The 20,280-nt window shown below is 57.5% G+C and carries 14 protein-coding genes; 8 read left to right on the top strand and 6 right to left on the bottom strand.

What is annotated here, in order from left to right; all coding sequences use genetic code 11:
* Positions 1-29 precede the first annotated feature (29 nt).
* The 4 genes from HZS81_RS04575 to HZS81_RS04560 are packed head-to-tail and all read left to right on the top strand — an operon-like array spanning position 30 to position 6,261.
* Positions 30-2,999 (top strand): PhnD/SsuA/transferrin family substrate-binding protein, encoded by a 2,970-nt coding sequence (locus HZS81_RS04575; protein WP_179929358.1) that lies wholly within the window; start codon positions 30-32, stop codon positions 2,997-2,999.
* Complete coding sequence (locus HZS81_RS04570) at positions 2,999-4,327, top strand: sensor histidine kinase (protein WP_179929357.1); 1,329 nt, start codon at positions 2,999-3,001, stop codon at positions 4,325-4,327. Before HZS81_RS04575 ends, HZS81_RS04570 begins: the two co-directional genes overlap by 1 nt.
* 12 nt (positions 4,328-4,339) lie before the next feature.
* A complete protein-coding gene (locus HZS81_RS04565; protein WP_179929356.1) occupies positions 4,340-4,765 on the top strand; it encodes a response regulator in 426 nt (141 codons plus the stop codon).
* Positions 4,766-4,788: 23 nt separating this feature from the next.
* Positions 4,789-6,261, top strand: a complete 1,473-nt coding sequence (locus HZS81_RS04560; protein ID WP_179929355.1) for a sensor histidine kinase — start codon at positions 4,789-4,791, stop codon at positions 6,259-6,261.
* A 116-nt stretch (positions 6,262-6,377) separates the two neighbouring features.
* On the opposite strand, the gene HZS81_RS04555 is transcribed toward HZS81_RS04560, so the two are convergent.
* From HZS81_RS04555 to HZS81_RS04545, 3 genes are read right to left on the bottom strand one after another with little or no spacing between them, the layout of a single operon-like run.
* Positions 6,378-7,259, bottom strand: coding sequence for a glycine betaine ABC transporter substrate-binding protein (locus HZS81_RS04555; protein ID WP_179929354.1), 882 nt, complete (start codon positions 7,257-7,259; stop codon positions 6,378-6,380).
* A gap of 30 nt (positions 7,260-7,289) precedes the next feature.
* Complete coding sequence (locus HZS81_RS04550; protein WP_179929470.1) at positions 7,290-7,970, bottom strand: cysteine hydrolase family protein; 681 nt, start codon at positions 7,968-7,970, stop codon at positions 7,290-7,292.
* A 15-nt stretch (positions 7,971-7,985) separates the two neighbouring features.
* On the bottom strand, positions 7,986-8,555 hold the full coding sequence (locus HZS81_RS04545; RefSeq protein WP_179929353.1) for a GbsR/MarR family transcriptional regulator: 570 nt from the start codon (positions 8,553-8,555) through the stop codon (positions 7,986-7,988).
* A gap of 188 nt (positions 8,556-8,743) precedes the next feature.
* Between HZS81_RS04545 and ftsH the strand changes: the two genes are divergently transcribed.
* From ftsH to HZS81_RS04525, 4 genes are all read left to right on the top strand, one after another.
* Positions 8,744-10,732, top strand: a complete 1,989-nt coding sequence (gene ftsH, locus HZS81_RS04540; protein ID WP_179929352.1) for an ATP-dependent zinc metalloprotease FtsH — start codon at positions 8,744-8,746, stop codon at positions 10,730-10,732.
* A 135-nt stretch (positions 10,733-10,867) separates the two neighbouring features.
* Positions 10,868-11,533, top strand: a complete 666-nt coding sequence (locus HZS81_RS04535; protein ID WP_179929351.1) for an ABC transporter ATP-binding protein — start codon at positions 10,868-10,870, stop codon at positions 11,531-11,533.
* Positions 11,530-14,022 (top strand): ABC transporter permease, encoded by a 2,493-nt coding sequence (locus HZS81_RS04530; RefSeq protein WP_338401809.1) that lies wholly within the window; start codon positions 11,530-11,532, stop codon positions 14,020-14,022. Before HZS81_RS04535 ends, HZS81_RS04530 begins: the two co-directional genes overlap by 4 nt.
* Positions 14,019-15,155 carry a lipocalin-like domain-containing protein gene (locus tag HZS81_RS04525; RefSeq protein WP_179929350.1) on the top strand — a complete coding sequence of 379 codons (1,137 nt, stop codon included), beginning with the start codon at positions 14,019-14,021 and terminating at the stop codon, positions 15,153-15,155. The genes HZS81_RS04530 and HZS81_RS04525 overlap by 4 nt, the downstream gene beginning before the upstream one ends.
* On the opposite strand, the gene HZS81_RS04520 is transcribed toward HZS81_RS04525, so the two are convergent.
* The 3 genes from HZS81_RS04520 to HZS81_RS04510 form a co-directional block, all read right to left on the bottom strand.
* Positions 15,152-18,658: a response regulator gene (locus HZS81_RS04520; protein WP_179929349.1), complete on the bottom strand. Its 3,507-nt coding sequence runs from the start codon at positions 18,656-18,658 to the stop codon at positions 15,152-15,154. The two genes, HZS81_RS04525 and HZS81_RS04520, sit on opposite strands and share 4 nt — an antisense overlap.
* Positions 18,658-19,644 (bottom strand): diguanylate cyclase, encoded by a 987-nt coding sequence (locus tag HZS81_RS04515; protein ID WP_179929348.1) that lies wholly within the window; start codon positions 19,642-19,644, stop codon positions 18,658-18,660. Before HZS81_RS04515 ends, HZS81_RS04520 begins: the two co-directional genes overlap by 1 nt.
* 160 nt (positions 19,645-19,804) lie before the next feature.
* Positions 19,805-20,176, bottom strand: coding sequence for a thiol-disulfide oxidoreductase DCC family protein (locus HZS81_RS04510; RefSeq protein ID WP_179929347.1), 372 nt, complete (start codon positions 20,174-20,176; stop codon positions 19,805-19,807).
* Positions 20,177-20,280: the final 104 nt, after the last annotated feature.

Below are 20,280 nucleotides of genomic sequence, written 5' to 3'. Positions count from 1 at the left end.
CGCACACTGATACAGCAAAGGACACCTCAATGCCCTTACCTGCTTGCCTCCGTTCGCTGATACGGGGGTTATTGGCCGCGACGCTAATACTTTCACAGGCTGCGGTGGCCGCCCCCTCGACAACGCTGGGTGTTTTTGCCTACCGCGACGTTGAAACGGTTCGCGAGCAGTTCGCCCCTGCGATTGAGGCGATGCAGCGGGCGCTTCCGCGTCATCAGGTGCACATGCAGGTGTTGTCACTTGAGGCGCTGGATGACGCGCTCGAAGCGGGCAACATCGACTTTATTCTCACCAATCCGCGCCATTTTTTAGCCGTGCGGCAGCAATATAATGTCAGTGGCGCCTTGGCGACGCTCAAGGCATACCAGGGCGGCCGTAGCCTAAGCTCGCTCGCCGGCGCCATACTTGCCCCAGCTGAAGCCAACATAGAAACACTGGCTGAGCTCGAGGGGCGCATCATCGGCGTGCCCGGCAAACGTTTTCTTGGCGGGTTTCTTACCCAAGCCTATGAAATACATCAGCAAGGGTACGACCCAGAGCGCTTTGCCGACTATCAAGAATTAGGTTCCCACGACGCCGTCATGCAGGCACTCCTGGACGGCGAGATCGAAGCTGGCTTTGTGCGCAGCGGCATTTTGGAAGATTGGTTAGCGAGCGGACGCTTAGCGCCGAATACGCTTAATGTCATACACACACACCCTTTGCACTCGCATACACGCTTCCCACTGGCACATTCCACCCGGCTCTATCCGGAGTGGGCTCTAGCTGCCATGCCGCATGTGCCAATGGAAGATATCCGCCGCGTCAGCAACGCCCTCTTGCACCTTGATGGCGTCGTGCCGAATGGTAATAACTCGGTCGGATTCGACCCTCCGCAGGACTATCTCTCGGTTGAGTTGGCGGCGCGCGCCCTCGGCGTTGCGCCTTTCGCGGCAACGCCTCAAACGCTTTGGCAGCAGCTGAAATCTCGCTTCGGCAATGCCATATGGCTACCGATAGCTCTTGCAGCGGCGTGCATATTGTTGCTAGCGCTTTTTATCGGGCTTTATATTCGTAAATCTCGGCTATTTGAACGCTTTACTGCTCTGTTTTACTACTCACCGAGTGCCAAGTTACTGCTGCATACCGACGAACAGGGTCGTTTTGTCATTGCAGAAAGCAATTACGCAGCACTGTCGCTGTTTAAAGCGCAAAACACTGACGACTTACTTGGCAAGGACATTATCGATCTCTCGCCTAACACGCAGCCTAACGGCCAATCCTCCATCGCTCGCGTGAGAGAACTACTAACAAAAGCCTCCCAACAGCGCCAGCGTTTCATCTGGGAGCACAAAGACCTACAGGGCGCGCCCATTCTGGTCGAAGCCGTATTGATTAAGTTTACACACAACACGTTACTGGATGTGTTGCATCAAAAACCAACATTTTTGGTAGCCCTACACGACATCACCGAACACGAGAATGCCCGTATCAAACTAGAAGAAGAACGCAATGCGCTGCAAAACATCCTATGGGGCACCGCGGCTGGCACCTGGGAATGGAACGTTCAAACGGGCGAAACACGCTTCAACGAACGCTGGGCCGAGATGGTGGGATATCGCCTTGATGAACTGGTACCCACCACCATTGATACGTGGATGTCATTCTGCCACCCCGACGATCTCAAGCGTTCGGAAGCGTTACTAACCGAGCACTTTGAAGGCAAGCGTGATGCCTACGATTTTGAAGCACGCATGCAACACCGTGACGGCCACTGGATCTGGGTGCAAGATCGTGGCCGCGTCATTACACGCACCGAGGCCGGTGAGCCGCTATGGGTCGCCGGTACGCATACGGACATCACCGCACGCAAAGAGGCCGAAGCACGCGCCAACGCCGCCATGGAACAGACACGCAAGCATGCGGCGCTGCTGCCGGGCATGTTGTACCAGTTCTGGCATCACCCCGATGGACGCAGCGCCTTCCCCTACGCCAGCGTTGGTATTCAAGATATCTATGGCTTTACACCCGAGGAGGTGCAAGAAGATGCCAGCGCGGTATTCGATGTCATTGCCCCTGAAGACGTCGCGGCGGTAGCCGACAGTATTTCCACCTCGGCCACTGAACTAACCACATGGCGACAGACATATCGCATCAACCACCCCGACGGCCAGCAAATATGGGTCGAAGGCATTGCCACGCCTGAGCGGTTGGATGATGGCGGCACCATGTGGCATGGCTACTTACGCGACGTCACCGATGAGCACACGACCCAGTTGCAGCTTGAGCAGTATCGCGAATCGCTTGAGCGCTCTAATAAAGAGCTTGAGCACTTTGCTTACGCCGCGTCGCACGACCTTCGCCAGCCGCTGCGTATGGTGACCAGCTACGCCCAACTGCTGGAACGCCACCTCGGCGGGCTCGATGAAGACGGCGAAATGATGCTGCACTATATGCGCGATGGCGCAAAGCGTATGGACGACATGTTGCTATCGCTGCTGGACTACTCGCGCGTGGGGCGCAAGGGGCAACCCATGCAGGATATGCCATTAAAGGATGCCCTTGATGAAGCGCTGCATTTTTTGACACCGGATATCGAGCAAGCCAATGCCGCCATCAAAGTGACGGGAGACTGGCCCACCGTTAATGCCAGCCCTGATGAGATGACGCGGCTATTCCAAAACCTGGTCAGCAACGCCCTGAAATATTGCTCACCAGACAGCAACGCCGTGGACGTCACCATCGACAGCAAAGCGCTGACCGATAGACAACAGTGGCAAATCAGCGTGACGGATAACGGCATCGGCATCCCCCCAGATCAGATTGAGCGCTTGTTCAAAGTGTTTCAGCGCCTACACACCCGAGAGCAGTACGAGGGCACCGGTGTGGGCTTGGCCGTATGCCGCAAAATTGTCGAGCGCCACGGCGGGCAAATTTGGGTGGAATCCGAGGGGGAAGACAAAGGAAGCCGCTTCACGCTAACACTGCCGATGTCCCCTACCAAAGAAGGTAAAGCATAATGCGACGTATTATTCGTAGATGCCTCGTCGCGAGTGCCATCGCCCTCTCGTGGCTGCCGGTGACAGGTTGGGCCATGTTGGACTTTAGAACTTTTTTCGAGGAACACTCGACGCCGATGTGGATGCTTTCTGTCGATAACGGGGAAATTTTGGAAGCTAATCGGGCAGCAGAAGATTTTTACGGCTTCGAGCAGCTAGAGGGCATGCATATTGATCAAATCAACATGCTGACGCCGGAGCAATTAGAAGAAGAACTAAAGCGTGTTGCGCAAGCCGAGCGCAATCACCTTTACTTTCGCCATCGTCTCGCCAATGGCGAAGTCAAGGTAATGGGCGTATATACTGATCGTTACAACGTCGATGGGCGTGAGGTGATGATCTCTTCGCTTTACGATACCAGTGAATTTGAAAGCTCCGCTGAGCGGCATTATATCGAACGCGTGGAGGAGCAGGTCGACTTACAAACGCAACAACTTCAAGCTTCACGGCAACGGACGCTTTGGCTGGCGATGGGAGCGACGCTGCTGCAGCTTGGGGTCATCGCCATTCTCTTGGTGATTTTGCAACGCTTACGTCGCTCTCAGCGGGAAAAACGCCGCTTGATCAACGAACTTTCCTTTCGCAATCAGGAGCTTGAGCACTTAAGCCATGTGATGGCGCATCACTTTCAGGAACCCAGCCGGCGGCTCGTCAGCTTCGCCCAGCAGCTGTCTCAGCAACTCTCTCGAAAACCGTCTCGTCCGATGGCCGACGAGGATAACGAAGAGATGCTGATGGCCACGGGCTTTATTGAGCGTCAGGCCAAACAGCTCAAGGAGCTGGTCAGTGAGATTCAGCGCTACCTCAGCCTCGATATCACACCAAAGCCCGAAACACTGGATCCCGTCCAAGTGATTGAAACCGTCTGCCATCGTGACCCAGAGCTTACAGAGATCAGTCGTGCCGGCGCAGTGGAAATTCCTCAGCCTCTGCCGCCGGTACAAGCGGATGCGCGCCAGCTCAAAATGATTTTCCGCGCCCTGTTGCACAATGCCTGGCTTTACCGCGACCCTGAACGCCCCCTTAGGATTCGAATCACGGCACGTACGCTCGATGAACGCGTAGAATTTCGCGTCGAGGACAACGGCAGCGGTATTGCCCCTGAGTATCGCAAACAGGTATTAGAAATATTCTCGCGCTTAGTACCGCATAGCGAACAGTACCCAGGCACCGGGATGGGGCTCGCCCTGGTGGTAAAAGCCCTGCGCAATGTCGAGGGGCATATCGCTATCGAAGAAGGGATTTCAGGCGGCACCGCCATTATTTTCGACCTACCACGCGCAAGGTGAAGTGTTTTGACAATGGAAAGTGATTTTACCGTTCTTCTTGTTGAAGACGAACCGGCTGATGTCCACCTGACAAGGATGGCCTTCAAGCAGAGCCGGCTGCTGGTCAACGTATACGATGTCGGTGACGGGGTTGAAGCATTGGCCTTTTTACGCCGTGAAGGCAAGTACCATGATGCCCCATGGCCGGATATTATCCTGCTAGATCTCAACATGCCGCGAATGGACGGCAAGACCCTTCTCGATCATTTAAAACGGGATGAAACGCTAAAACGTATTCCTGTCATTGTCCTTACCACGTCAGAGGCAGAAACGGACGTTATGGATTCTTACAACCTTGGCTGCGCCGGTTTCGTCACCAAGCCTGTGGATCTTACGCAATTTTTGAAGGCCATACAGAACGTCGAAGATTACTGGTTAACGCTGGTCAAACGGCCTTAGCTGAACACACTGCGAGAACATCGATGAGTGATAGCCCCGAGCACGCCGATTACGCCACGCTGGTTGAGCACCACCCGTTTATGCTCAATCGTTTTTTGCCGGATACCACGCTGGTTTACGTCAACTCGGCAATGGCCACCTTTTTTGAGGCTAACCCTGACGCACTGATTGGCAAACGCTGGTTGGACATGGTGGGTGAAGAAGAACGCCGTCAGTGGCATGAGCACTACGCCCAATTTACCCCGGAGGCACCACGCCACCAGCTGATCAATTGCGTGGGAGGGCCAAAGGGTGATTCCCACTGGATAGAGTGGACCAATACGGCGTTTTTCGGCGACGACGGCTCGCTTATGTTCATTCAAGCCGTCGGTATTGATGTGACCGCCCGCATGGAGGCCCGTACCGCCCTGGAAATAAACGAAGAGCGTTACGCGCTTGCTCAGCAAGCTGCAGGGTTCGGTGTCTGGGAGTGGCATCCTGAACGCGATGAAATTGTTTGGGATGCACAATGCTACCGCATGCTTGGGCTTTCACCTTCGGATAAACCCCTTACTTTCACCGAATGGCTATCGCGGTTGCACCCCGACGATGTCGAACGCTGCAGCAAGGCAGTAAACGAGCAGCTGCTTGAAGGGAACGAGTTCATCATTGAGTTTCGCTACCAAACAGCGAGTGGCTACCTCTGGGTACAGGGGCGCGGTCAAGTGTTCGAACGCGATACATCTGGGGCACCGCTGCGTCTGATCGGTACCCATCTGGATATTCAATCGCTCAAATCTGTACAGCAAGAGCTGTCACGCTCAAACCAAGAATTGGAGCAGTTTGCTTACGCGGTTTCGCATGATTTGCGACAGCCACTACGCATGGTCAACAGCTACTTGCAGCTTTTAACCCGCGAGCTTGGCAACGACTTAAGCGATGACGCCCAAGAGATGATTCATTTTGCCCGCGAGGGCGCTGAGCGCATGGACAAGATGATTTTGGGGATTCTCGACTACTCGCGCGTGGGGCGTAAAACATCCCCGATGGAATGGGTCGACAGTCGCGCCGTGCTAGATGACGTCATGGGCTTTCTTAAACCCATGCTGACAGAAAGCGGCGGCCACGTTCACATCAAAGGCGACTGGCCCGAGGTGTACGCTAGCCGCGACGAGCTCACGCGGCTACTGCAGAACCTGCTGGATAACGCACTGAAGTATGTAGAAAAAGGCACCACCCCAGACGTCACCATCACCGGTCACCAGCAAGCGTGCGAATGGCAGGTAGACGTGCAAGATAACGGCATCGGGATCGCACCGGAACAACAAGATCGGCTCTTTGGTGTTTTTACGCGCCTGCAGCCACGCAGCCGGTTTGAAGGCACCGGCATCGGGCTCGCTATTTGCAAACGCATCGTCGAACACCATGAGGGGAAGATTAGTGTCACCTCCCCCGGCGAAGGTGATGGCAGCTGCTTTACCTTTACCCTGCCAATCACGCGACACTACCAGGATTAACGGGCTCCTACAGGCGCGAAGTGTTAGTGATGATGCGGTGAAGGCGCCAGTTTTTCATCTTTGTTGCGCAGCCGTGACATGCCCTGCTGCTAGGGAGCCCCTGACAAGTACTCGTCTTACTGATTGAGCATTTGGTCCACGCGCTCGCGATTGTCGTCAATCCACGCAGCGGCGGACGCTTCAAATGACGTGCCGTCATCTTCGTAGGCAGCCATCATCGCTTCCAGCTCAGCGACGCTGATGCTCCACTGAGACATGATGTCGTAGGCGCGCGGATACTTCTCTTCGATGCCCTGGTAGGAGAGCACGAAGACACTGTCGTAGTTGAAGTGCCCTTGCGTGTCTTCCAGAAACTTCAGGTCATACTGGGAAAACATGGAGTGCGGACGCCAGCCGGTAATAATGAACGGCTCTTTTTTGGGCATTTTATCCCTGATCACGCCCATCATGGCCGCTTCACTGGTATAAGCAAGTTCATAGCCCTCAAGGTCGTAATCTTCATCGGCCATGACCTGCTCGGAAATATCCACGATACCCGCGCCAGCACCAATGGTGACCACTTGGCCATCAAACTTTTCCGCCTTTCCGGCTAAGTCACCAATCGTCTCTTCTTCGACGTAGGAGGGGACGACCCAACCAAGTGGCACATTTTCATAGCTGGTGGCCACTTTCTGCAAATCGTCCTTATATTCATTCCACAGCGCCTGCTCCGTGTAGGGCAACCAGGCATCCATGAAGAAATCGATTTGCTCGATCTGCATGCCTTGAAAGATCGCCGGCTGCGCCAACAGTTTCTTCTCTACCGTATAGCCTGCCTCTTCTAGAATTTGCTCGGCAATCGCAGTGGGCGCTTCGGTACTTGTCCAGGCTGGCATACCAAACGTGATGGTGGTGTCATCGACACCCTCACCCGTCAGCGGCGGCTGATCAGCGCCATGGGCACCTGCAGCGATCAGGGAAGATACTAAAAACGTGGTGGATACGTTTAGGAATTTCATACGCTCTCCTTTACTATTTTGCAGTTGAGTTTACTTTGGCGATGACGAGGACGGTGCGGTTAGCTTCCCAAAGGTGTCGCGCAGGGTGTCCGGGGTGAACTGAAGCGCGTCGGCCTCATCGGCGTGCCAAGCGGCGTAGTCTTGGCCTTCCAGGCACTGGATCATGTTGTCGGTATCCAGCACTTCGAGGGCGTAGACCCAGTTAGCCATGATCGTTAGCGCGGCCATGTGCGCGCCTTCATTGGAAGCGGTGCACATGTCGTGTACCAGCTGAATGCGGTAATCGCGGAAATAGGCGTCAAACACCGACGTCATAAGACAACCATCGGTCACGACACCGCCAATAATCAGGTGCTTCACGCCGAGGCTTTTCAGCATCAAATCCAAACGGGTATCGAAGAAGGCACTCCAGCGGTACTTATCGATCACGATATCGGTGTCTAGCGGCTTAACGGCTTCCAGAATCTCGATGCTGTCGCGGTTATCCGCGTAGAACTGCGGTTCACCGTTGGCGTGGCGCGGCTCATCAAGCGAGAGGCCCACACCATCATGGCGGTTAATCTGGCGGGTATAGATCACCGGGATGCCGACCGCGCGGCAGGCGTCGATAGTGCGCTGAGTGTTGCGCACCACGCCATCCAACCCGACAATGCCAAAGCCGCTTTCTTTCTGTAGATCGATCACCACCAGGGCGGTTTCACTTTTCTTCATCGTCAATGCGTTCTCTTAGTTGGGGGCACGGCCCGTGGGGCGTTCGTCGTGTTCAGGCCGGGGGAAATGCGCAAAAACCTCCCCTGACTCCATGGCATTGGCCAGCTGCATGATCCATTCCAAATACGCTTTGGAGCCGCTCACGCGAGATAGATCCTTAGCGGCGGCGTCTCTCACGCTCTCGTCGTCCGACTGCTGCGCCAGCGCCTGCATTACCGGTTCGGTCTGCTCAATCGCTTTGTGAATGACGCCACGTTCCAGGCGCAGCATCTTGACCATGAAGCTCAAGAAATTTTTGAAGAAGTCCTTCTCGGCGATGTAGTGATCCTTGCGATCGCCTTTCTTCCACACCTTCACCACCATGCCGGTATCCATCAGCTCACGAATGCCGATACTCACGCTCGCCTTGCTCATGGCGACTTCGTCTTTGATGTCGTCCAGCGTCAACGGCGATTCGGCGAAATACAGCACGGCATAAATCCGTCCTACCGAAGGCGTGACACCGTACGCCACCATGCTTTGCGCAATGGCGCTGATCATGACATCGCGCGCTTCTTCCAAGCGCTGAGTATCGGTCTTCTGCATAGCCTCACCTTTATTCAATTTATATTGAATATATTGAACAAAATAAACAACCGAGTAGTGACTGTCAAAACCCGCGATAAAAACCAACGGCCGGCGCCGTGTGCCTGAGTTGGTTTGCCCGCGCCGACCTTGTAATGCTCAGCGGAAAGTACCACCTTAAATAGAAATTTATTTCCTGTGAGCCTGCGATGACCCGACCACACCTTTCCTCGACTGACACCTCGAACGACTCAAAAAACGATTCGAAACGCCCCAAAGATCCTTTCTCCATACGCAAAAACGCCCAGGGGACGCCTCAGAACCAGTGGGCCCTATTTCTTTGGATGACGTTTGCCATTCTGCTGGTGTTCTATTACCTGCAGGGCGTGGAACAGCAGACGCAAGTGGATCTCGCCTATTCCGACTTCCTCCAAGCCGTGGAAAGTGAGCACATCGAAGAGGTCACCCTGCGTGGCCAGTCGGTCGAGGGCCGCTTCACCGAATCCGGCCGTGAAGCGATGAACGCAGGCGAAGCCGAGACCTTTGAGACCACGCGCCCGGTCATCGAAAGCGACCGCCTGCTTGAACGTTTGGAGCAGAACGGCATCCAGGTGTCCGCCCGCCCGGTAGAGCCGCCCTGGTGGCAACAGATACTCATCAACGCCTTGCCCTGGATACTGTTTTTGGGGCTTCTATTTTGGTTCTGGGGCCGCATGCAACAGCGCATGATGGCTAACGGCGGCGGTCCCTTTAGCATGGGCAAATCCCAAGCCCGCCAAGTACAAAGTGAAGATAGCAACGTGCGCCTGGATGACCTAGCCGGCTCGGAGAACGCCAAGCGCGAAGTCACGGAGGTGGTCGATTTCCTCAAAAACCCCGAACGTTACCGCTCACTAGGTGCGCGGATCCCCCGGGGCGTATTAATGATGGGGCCTCCCGGCACCGGTAAGACTCTGCTGGGTAAAGCCGTGGCTGGCGAAGCCGAGGTACCCTTCTTCTCCATCAGCGGCTCCGAATTCATCGAGATGTTTGTCGGGGTGGGCGCCTCCCGGGTGCGCGACCTGTTCAAAGAGGCCAAAAAGCAGGCGCCTTCTGTGGTGTTTATCGACGAACTGGACTCCATCGGCCGCTCCCGCGGCGCAGGTATGGGCGGCGGTCACGACGAACGCGAGCAAACCCTCAACCAGATTCTCGCCGAGCTCGACGGTTTTGAGAAAGACGCGTCGGTCGTGGTGCTAGCCGCCACCAACCGGCCCGACGTGCTGGATAAAGCGCTCCTTCGCCCGGGACGCTTTGATCGCAAGGTAACCCTGGAAAACCCGCATCGCGATGCCCGCCGACGCATACTTGAGGTGCACACTCGCAAGATGCCGCTTGCCGATGACGTTGACCTTGAGCGCCTTGCAGAGATGACCGTGGGCTTCTCTGGTGCCGACCTTGCCAACTTAGCCAACGAAGCCGCCCTGGAGGCCGGGCGCAACAAGCAGGATAAAATCGACTGGGACTGCTTCTCCGATGCGCGCGACCGTGAGCTTCTCGGCGAGGCCAAGGACGTGGGGCTATCCAACGCAGAGCGCCACATCGTTGCCTATCACGAAGCGGGCCATGCACTGCTGGCTTATCTATTACCCAAAGCTGACCCATTAGAGAAAGTCACGGTACTACCGCGCAGCCAGGCGCTTGGGGTGACCGCCCAGATGCCTAACGAGGAACGCTACAACATGGGCGAAGCCTATCTCCGCGACCGTATTACGGTGATGTTCGGTGGCCGCTTGGCCGAGTCGGTGGTGTTTGATGAAGTTTCAAGCGGCGCCGAAAACGACATCGAGCAGGCCACGCAGCTTGCCCGGCGCATGATTGCCCGCTGGGGGATGAACCGGCGCCTCGGCCCTGTCACCTTCGCCCAAAGCCAGGAGCACTTCTTCCTAGGCAAAGAAATGGCCCAGCAGCGGGAGTTCGGTGAGTCCACCGCAAGCCTGGTCGACGAGGAAATTCGAGAGCTGCTCAATAGCCTGGAAGACCGTGGACGCAAACTACTCAAGGAAAACCGCCAGGCATTGGATGCCTTGGCCTCAGCCCTAGAAAAACACGAGACCCTGGAAACCAACGAAATTCGCGAGACGCTTAATGGTTTAGTGCCGGAAAGGGATGGCGACCACAAAGGTAATGACAACAACGCCAATGGCAACAAAGAATAGCCAGCACAAAGCGCGATACAAAACCGTATACAAAAATAGCCATACAAAATAGCTATACAATAACACCACATCCATGTCGACGCGTATAACTATTTGTGCTTTGCTGTAGCGGCGGTCATTAGCCAAGGAGCCCCCATGCTGGTTCTGCATCAGGTACATAAAACCTTCAGCACGCCGCAAGGGGAGTTACCCGTGCTCAACGGTATCGACCTGACGCTCGACCAAGGCGAAAGCCTGGCCTTGATGGGGGAATCGGGCAGCGGCAAGTCAACGCTGCTGCATCTGGCGGCCGGCCTCGACGTACCCGACCAGGGCCATATCAGTATCGAGGGGCAGCGGCTTTCCAGTCTGGAGGAACCTGCTCGCGCCAGGCTTCGTCGTCAACATCTCGGGCTGGTGTTTCAACAGTTCCACCTGGTGCCCAGCCTCAACGTGATCGACAACCTGCGCCTCCAGGCACGCCTTGCACAACGCGAGGACGCCGAGTGGACCGCTCACCTGCTTGCGCGCCTGGGGCTTGCCGGTCGCGAAGAGTATTTTCCCGAGCAGCTCTCGGGTGGCCAGCAACAACGCCTGGCGATTGGCCGGGCGCTGGCCGTGCGGCCCAGCCTGCTGCTGGCCGATGAGCCCACCGGCAACCTGGACGAGCAAAGTGCCGATACTGTCCTTGCGCTGCTGCTCGAGCTGGTGGCAGAAACCCGTTGCGCGCTGTTGATGGTCACCCACAGCGCTCGCGTGGCAGCGCCGCTCAATCGCTTGGTGCGCCTCCACCTGGGCCGCCTTGAGGATCCCCGACCGTGATTTGGCGCGTGCTGGCGACCCTACTTGCCCACTACCGTCGTCATCCGGGGCAGCTTGCCATGTTGCTGCTTGGGCTGTGGGTGGCAAGCGCCCTGTGGAGCAGCGTCCAGGCGGTTAATGCCACGGCGAAAGACAGCTACGCCCGCGCCAACGCGCTGTTTAGCGCGGAGGTCGACCAGCTGACCCGGCGCGATGGTCAATCGCTTACCCGCGATGACTACCTGACGCTGCGCCGGGCGGGCCTGCCCGTTTCGCCCATGCTGGAAGGCACTCTAGAGATAGGCGAAGAGCGCCTGACGCTTATCGGCATTGACCCGCTGACCTTGCCCAACGATAACGCCCTGGGCGGCAACGGTGACGCATTAACCGCTTTTCTAACCCCGCCATGGCAAACCCAGCTCGCCCCGGAAACCATTGACGTATTAGGGCTTTCACGCCGACAAGCGCCAGGGGCGACACCCACCGTCGACAATAATCAACGACTCCCGCCACTAACGCTACGCCCGGAGCTGCCGCCGAATACCTTGGTGATGGACATTGCCGCTGCCGCCGCGTTGTTAGATAGCGATAACACGCTAAGCCAACTGGTCACCGCCCCTGGCGCGCTAACGCAGCCGCCCGACGGGTACCGGCTAAGCCGAGCCGCTACGTTAGCCTCGCCCGAACAACTGACGGATAGCTTCCACCTCAACCTCACCGCGCTGGCCTTGCTGTCGTTAGTTGTCGGCTTATTTATTGTGCAAGCCGCCTTGGGGCTTGCCATGGAACAGCGCCTGACCACCCTGCGAACACTGCGCGCGCTGGGCGTGCCCGCGTTCACGTTGACCATGGCGATTCTGCTTGAGCTGCTGGTATTCGGCCTGGTGGGTTCAGCACTTGGGCTCGCCAGCGGCATTTGGCTCGCCGGCCAGTTATTGCCCGATGTGGCGACGACACTATCTTCGCTTTACCAAGCCGACGTGCAACGCTCTTTGGTATTGCCATGGCACTACTGGGTGGGCAGCTTAGTCATTACCTTGGGCGGCCTACTGCTGGCAGGCAGCGGCGTGCTGTGGCGGGCCGCGCGTCTGGAGATATTAGCGCTGGGCCAGTCCCAGGCATGGCGACTTGGCTACCAGCGCCAGCTAAAACGGATGACACAAGGGGGCGCAGTGGTCGCCGTCATCGCTGTTGGCTTAGCGCTATGGCTTAGCCGCCTACCATCCGGCCAAGGGGTTCTGGTTAGTTTTGGATTTGTCGCCGCCCTACTGTTAGGCAGCGCGCTCTGCCTGCCGCCGCTGATTAACGGCGTGCTGCGCTTGCTACAGCGGCTGCTTCATCGCCGCCCGCTTGCCCACTGGGCCGTGGCGGATATTCAGTTACAGCTACCGCGCCTTTCGTTAGCCATGATGGCGTTGCTGATTGCTTTGGCCACCAACCTAGGGGTTAGCAGCATGGTCGGTGGCTTTCGTCTCACTTTTCTGGATTGGCTGGATCAGCGGTTGGCCGCGCCGTTGTATATCAACGCGTCACCGTCAACGTTAACCCCCATGCTGGATTGGCTCGACGCTCAGCCCGATGTTGACGAAACCTTGCCCACCGCCCGAGGCAGCGTCGACCTGCTGGCCGAGAAAAATGCACGAGGAAAAGAGACGACTCGCGAACGCATTGCGCTGTTTGGGATTACCCCAGCACCGACGATCACCAACCGCTGGCCGTTACTCGATACGCAAACTGGGCGATCCGCTGCCTGGTCAGCGCTGTCTGCACGCAGCGTGTTTATTAACGAGCAAATGGCCGTGGCAAAACAGCTTGCACCGGGTGACGTGGTCACACTGGAGACGCCACAAGGCGCAATGCCGTTTGAAATTGCGGCGGTTTACCCTGATTACGGCAACCCGCGCCAGCAGATACTTATGCCCACCGATGTGCTTGTTCAGCGCTTTGGTGGCGATATCGCCTCGATAGGACTGGTCGTCAACGAAAGCGCCGACCGCCAGGCTTTACGCCAAGCACTGGCAGATAACTTTGATGTATCCCCCGATGCCCTTGTCGACCAACAGGAAATTAAACGGCTGGCCACGCAGATATTCGAGCGCACCTTCACCATTACGCGGGCGCTGAACGGCCTCACCCTTGGCGTCGCCGCCCTGGCGCTGTTCGCCACGCTCTTGGCCCAGGCCCGCGAGCGTCAGCGGCAGCTGGCATCGCTCTGGGCATTGGGCGTGCCGCGCAAAACGCTCACTCAGCTGCCGCTTTATCAACTGGGCGGGCTGGTACTGCTCACCGGTGTGATGGCCATTCCCCTGGGCATTGCGATTACCTGGACGCTGGTGGCGATCATCAACGTGGCCGCCTTTGGCTGGCGGCTGCCGCTCTACCTTTTTCCATGGGATATATTCATCACGCTGCTGACCGCGCTGGGGGTAGCGTTGGCCGCTGCCGCCCTGCCATCGATTCAGCTATGGCGCAGCTCTCCCCAGGCGATGCTAAACAAGGGGGTCGTATGAGTTATTACCGCTTATCAGCTGCGCTTATTGCGATAAGTTGTCTCATCCTCACCGGCTGCCAGGAAACGTCGCCTGAGGCTGAACCTCAAGGGTTTGCCGGGCTCGGTGAAAACGCGGCGGCGTTTGCCGAAGCAAATGCCTATACGCCGCTGAGCTTTCCGCAAGACCATGGCCCTCATCCTGATTACCGCATCGAATGGTGGTACCTGACCGCCAACCTTGAAGATGCCCAGGGTGAGCCGCTCGGCCTTCAATGGACGCTGTTTCGCCAGGCGCTGACGCCACCTGACGAGCGCCCTGACCCAACGCCATGGGCAACCGACCAAGTGTGGATGGCGCACCTGGGGATTTCCCAAGGGGAAACCCACGTTGCCGCCGAACGTTTTGCGCGCAGCCATAGCCAAAAGGCCAGCGGCCAAGCAGGCGTCAAGGCAGTCCCATTTCAAGCCTGGATCGATGACTGGATACTGGAAAGCCCGCCCGACGCCAATTTCGAGGACTTTACCCTCAGCGCCTATAGCGGAGAGGGCGCTGACCGCTTTGGATACGAGCTTACCCTCAGCGCGCAAGGCCCGCTCATCTGGCACGGAAAGAACGGTTTTAATGCCAAAACCGTGGACGGCCAGGGTTCGCGTTACTACAGCCAGCCCTATTTGCAGATTACCGGCCGCGTCACGCGGAACGGTGAAGCCCGTGAGGTTAGCGGCAAAGGCTGGCTGGATCGCGAATGGAGCAGCCAGCTACTCGCCCCGGAACAAACCGGATGGGACTGGTTTTCGCTGCACCTGACGGACGGGCGCAAGCTGATGGCCTATCGGTTAAGAGGTGGCGGTGAAGAAGGCGGCGACTACGTGTTCGGCCATTTACTCTCCGCTGATGGGCAAACCGAACTCATCGGGCCCGATAGCGTCACGCTTACGCCGCTAGAAACGCAAGTGGTAGCGGGACGAGATATCCCCACACGCTGGTCACTCACGCTACCCGATGCCGATATGCAGCTTGTCGTCGAGGCACGCCACCCTAACCGCTGGATGCCAACCTCAGTACCTTACTGGGAAGGCGATGTGGTGGTTCGCCAGGCAGAAACGCAAGAAAGCATCGGCGTCGGTTATTTAGAGATGACCGGGTATTAATCACCAGTCACCTCATCGGCTGTTGCCACGCCCGCCAGAATACGACTCGCCAGCGGGTAGTCGAGTTGCGACATGGCCGCGTCCAGCTGGCCAAGTCGATTGGCGTCTAGCTTGCCGGCAAGGGCGGGGCGTAGGCGGTTGAACAAATCCAGCGCCGAGAAATCGTTGCGCTCCAAGAGTGCTTGAAGCTTTTCCACATCCTCGCTTTTCACGCTCTCCTTGGCGGGCGGCTCGGGCTCGTGACGGGCGAGGCGTTCTCGAATAGCCGGGAAAGTGGTCTCGAGCTGGTGCCAAAGCGCCTCAAGGGCCTCAGCCATTTTGGTATTGCCTTCCTCTTTGATAGTGGCCTCAGCCTTAAGGGCGGCAGCGGCAATAGCGTTGGCGCCCAAGTTGCCTGCGGCACCCCTTAGGGCGTGCAGGCGTTGGAGAGCTTCTTTCGTTCGGCTCGCGGCAAGGTCGGCTTCCACCTCATTAGCCACGTCGGAAAAGTCGTCCACCAGACGTTGCAGCAATTTCCACAGCAGCGGTTTCTTACCGCCCAGGCGCTTTAGCGCCGTCTTCTGATCAATGCCCGGAATATTACCGTGCTCAGTTTCGATGCCCGCTGAAGGCGCTTCTCCAGGCGTGCGGCCGGTGACCTCAAGAAGCTTGGCCACCATCTTCTCGATATCCAGTGGCTTGGCCAGATGGTCGTTCATGCCTGCCTTGCGACATTCTTCACGGTCGGATTCAAGCACATTCGCGGTCATGGCGACGATAGGCAGACGGGCGAAGCGCGCGTCTTTTCTTAATCGGCGGGTCGCCTCAAGGCCATCCATCTCTGGCATCTGCACATCCATCAGCACGGCATCGGGCAGGGTTGCCTCCATACTCAAAATATCCACTGCCTCGCGTCCGGTAGTGGCGACGATAACCGCCGCGCCCTCTTGCTCGAGAATGTCGCGGGCGACTTCCTGGTTAATGGGGTTATCCTCAGCCACCAATAGGTGAAGGCCTGTCAGGCGCATGAGCTTCCCCTGAGGCTCAACGGGCAGCTGCTGGGCAAGGGCGGCGCGTAGAAGCGAGGGTGTCGCCGGCTTTGAGATGATGCCGTCAAGGGTATCGTTGTCGGCCTGTTGGAGAATCATTTCACGGCTATAGGCGGTCACCACCAGCACAATCATGGGGTCTTCGGCAGTCTGGCCCGAACGCATGCGGGTGGCGGCCTCAAGTCCATCAAGCCCCGGCATCCGCCAGTCCAGCAGCACAACCTCGAAGGGCTTGCCCGCATCCTGGGCAGCCTGATGCAGCGCCACCGCCTCCTCACCGGATGAAGCCGTTGTCACTTCCCACTCCAGGCGACGACACGTCTCGGCGAGCGCATCCCTGGCAAGGTCATTATCATCCACCACCAGTGCGCGATAAGCCCCCACTAGAGGCGGCCCTAGCGGCGCAGCTTGCCCGTCTTTTGGCTTTTTGAGGGGAACGGTGAAAGCAAAGCAGGAGCCCTTGCCTGCCTCGCTTTCCACGCCGATCATACCGCCGAGCAATTTGACCAAGCGCTGACTGATGGCAAGCCCAAGCCCTGTACCGCCGAAGCGCCGCGTGGTCGAGGCATCGCCCTGCTGGAAGGCATGGAACAGGTTCGACTTCTGCGCCTCGCTCATACCGATACCGGTATCGGTGATACGGAACTCGAGCACGAGGTCATCCTCGTCGGCGGAAAGCTGATTTACCTCCAACACCACCTGGCCTTTTTCAGTGAACTTGATGGCGTTGCCCAATAGATTGGTCAGCACCTGCTGCAGGCGCAGGTCATCGCCCCACAAATAGTGCGGCACCTCCGGGCTCACGCGGAAGAGCACCTCGATGTCCTTTTTCTCGGCCGTGGTTGAGACCACTGTAGCCAGAGTACTGAGCAGCTCGTCCAGGTTGAAGTCCTCGGGATTGAGCTCCATCTTGCCGGCCTCGACTTTGGAGTAGTCGAGAATATCGTTAAGAATAGCCAAAAGCGCGCGCGCCGCGATGCTTATCTTGTGTACGTAATCGCGCTGGGCGGGGCTCATTTCGGTGTGTTCGAGCAGATGCCCAAGGCCCATGATGGCCGTCATGGGCGTGCGAATCTCATGACTCATGTTAGCGACAAATTCGCTTTTCATGCGGCTGGCCGCTTCGGCGGCTTCTCGGGCCTCGCGCATGGCCGTATCGGCGTGGATCTGGGCGGTGATATCGATACCGAAGGAAACCCGGCTCACCGCGTATTCCTCTGGCTCAAAGAAGCTGTTGCGCCAGGAGATAATACGCTCTTGATTATCCCGGGTGAGCAGCGTGCTCTGCTGGCTCTGAGGAGCGTCAGGCAGATGCAAGGTGGCATCACTCTCTGATATCAACGTATTCCAATGCTGTCCTATCACCTCGTCGCGTGAATAGCCGGTGAGCCTTTCCGCCGACTCGTTGAAGATACGGATGTGCCCGCCTTGATCTAGACCCAGCACCATGACGTTGGCGCTTTCGATTAGGTTCTCGGCGAAGTCCCTGGCGGCGAGCAGCTCGCGGTCACGGCGGCGCAGCCGCGCCATGATCACAAGAATCAGAACGACAAAGCCAAGCCCTGCCAGCGTTTTGGCGATAGAGTCCTGGCGCCATTCGGCAAGCACATCTGTCGTTGTGCGGCTGATCGCAATCAGCATGTCGCCCTGCTCGACACTGCGCAGCACCATTAGCCGGTCATAGCCATCAATAGAGGGATTTTCACGAACACGGCTCACCTGGTTTTCTGAGGCGCGGTGTTCCACGACGTTTGGGCGCTGGCTGGTGTCCTTCCCTATCAACGCTTCCACATGGGGCTCTCGCGCTAAAATTTGTCCCTCGGGGCCAATGATGGCAGCAAAAGCATCGGGTGAAGAATGCAGCGATGCCAGGCGCGCGGCAAAATAGCTGGGTAACAGCGAAGCGAGCACCACGCCATCAAGGTCGCCATCATCGGCGCCATTGCTGGAAAAACCACGAGCAGCGAAAACGATCAGATTGCCATTAACTGTCTGGGTAGGGGGCGTAGTGATCATGGTGCCGGGCCCGGCTTCCTGCGCACCTAAGAAATAAGGGCGCTGCGAGGCATCAAAACCTTCCACATCGGGCAAGGAACTGAAGCTAATAATCCCCTGTGCATCGGTAATCGAGAAGTGATTGACCTCGGGAAATGCGCTTGCCCGCGCCTTGAGAAAGAGAGACAAGTCATGTGCTTCGGCTTGCGTCAGCGGCCTTTCCACCTCGTGGGCGATATCCTGCAAGCTGAGCGCTACCGCGCGCAGGCTGTTGGTAACCTGGCCGTCAGCGATGCGGGCTAGGTTTTCCAGGTTCTGGTAGGCGTTGTCCAACGTCTTTTCATGTTCTCGCCAGATATCCACCCCAATCAGCCCGATGGCCGTAATGATCGCGCCGAGGCCCAGCAGCAAAAAACGATCAACGCCGCCTTTCTGCCTTGTTGGGCGGTGGAGGCTGCTGCGTTGAGAACATTCGGACATCAGGATATTTTCTCATTGGCTTCTGGCGGCGCCGACGAGGCGAGGGTTTCAGAACACACCCGGTTGCGTCCGGCTTTTTTGGCTTTGTAGAGGGCCCGGTCGGCCAGGGTCAAAAGCGACTCCCGAGACGCGCTCGTCGGCTCCAGGGCCGTTGCCACACCGAGGCTTAAGGTCAGGTGAGGGGCATCGGGCGAGGTCGCATGGGGAATGGTCTGGGCTTCCACGGCATGTCGAATACGCTCGGCGACTTCCTCGGCGCCCGCCAAAGGCGTTTCCGGCAGGATACAGACGAACTCCTCGCCGCCGTAGCGTGCCGCGAGATCCGTCGGTCTAAGCATCTGGGCTTTCAAGGCCTGGGCGACCGCTCGCAGGGCTGTATCGCCTTCGCTATGACCGTAGTGATCATTGTAACCCTTGAAATAGTCGATGTCGGCCATGATCAGCGAGAGCGGTGCGCCCTGGCGCTGGGTACGACGCCATTCACGGTCGAGAGCTTCATCGAACTGGCGGCGGTTGGCGATGCCGGTCAGGCCATCGACCAGGGCGATTCGGCGCAGTAAGTCCCGCTGGTGCTTGAGTTCGATATGGTTACGCACCCGGGCGCGTACAATCGGCAGGCTCACGGGCTTGGTCAGGTAGTCCACAGCCCCCACCTCGAAGCCTCGGGTCTCGTCCTCCACCTCACCCATGGCGGTGACGAAGATGACGGGTGTATCGCGTAGTAGCGGGTCTTGCTTGAGCCGCTTACAGACGGTGAAACCATCTATACCGGGCATCATCACATCAAGCAAAATCAGATCCGGCTCGCGGGTTGCAGCGATGGTCAAGGCCTGCTCCCCGGAGGTGGCAAAGAGGACGCGGTAGTCCTGCTTGAGGATATCGGCCAGAATCTGGATATTGGTGGGCACGTCGTCAACGATCAGTATTACCGTCTCGTCCTGGGCCTCGTTACCGCCCCCTGCCGAGGACACGTCGGGTTGCTGCATTCGCTGCTCCTTTTTCCCGCCTCCTTGCGCCGGAATCCGGGAAAGTGCGATATAAATAGCGAATAATCATAACAAATATTCTGCTCCAACCGACATCGGCCAAAAGTTGATAGGCCTCTGTGGCTCAAAAAAGCACCTCACCGCAAGAAAACGGCAATCATCACGGCAGACGTCCTTCGCGCTTTAGGCGACGTTTGACCCAATGATCGTAGAAAAACCGCAGCAACGGTTTGAGCCCGGGTAGCCCGATTAGCCACGCAAGCGGTTTCAGGCGGGGAACGCGACGCATCAACGCGATATAGGCCTCTATCCCCTCGCGGATTTCGCCCTGTTCGTTTTCGACATGCAGCGACAGCAGCGCCGCTTGCGGGTCGACACCTTTGGCGCGCAAGGTCTCGTGGTATTGATTTAGATCACACCACTCTACGCTGCTACCGGCTTCACCCGCCCAGCGCTCATAGCGGGTTCTGTCACGCTGGCACACCGGGCAGGCACCGTCGTAATAGACCTTTAGGCGGGATTCTTCTGACATATTGTCACCATTTTTCTCAATAACACAGATAAGCCCAAATCAAGGTAGCGTACTTTCCAGCGGTGCTAAAAGTGGCGCGACCTGGTCTGCATCGCGCAGCGCAT

The sequence above is a fragment of the Vreelandella salicampi genome (genome assembly GCF_013415105.1).
GTDB classification, from domain to species: domain Bacteria; phylum Pseudomonadota; class Gammaproteobacteria; order Pseudomonadales; family Halomonadaceae; genus Vreelandella; species Vreelandella salicampi.
This window is presented reverse-complemented; position numbering and strand designations above follow the sequence as displayed.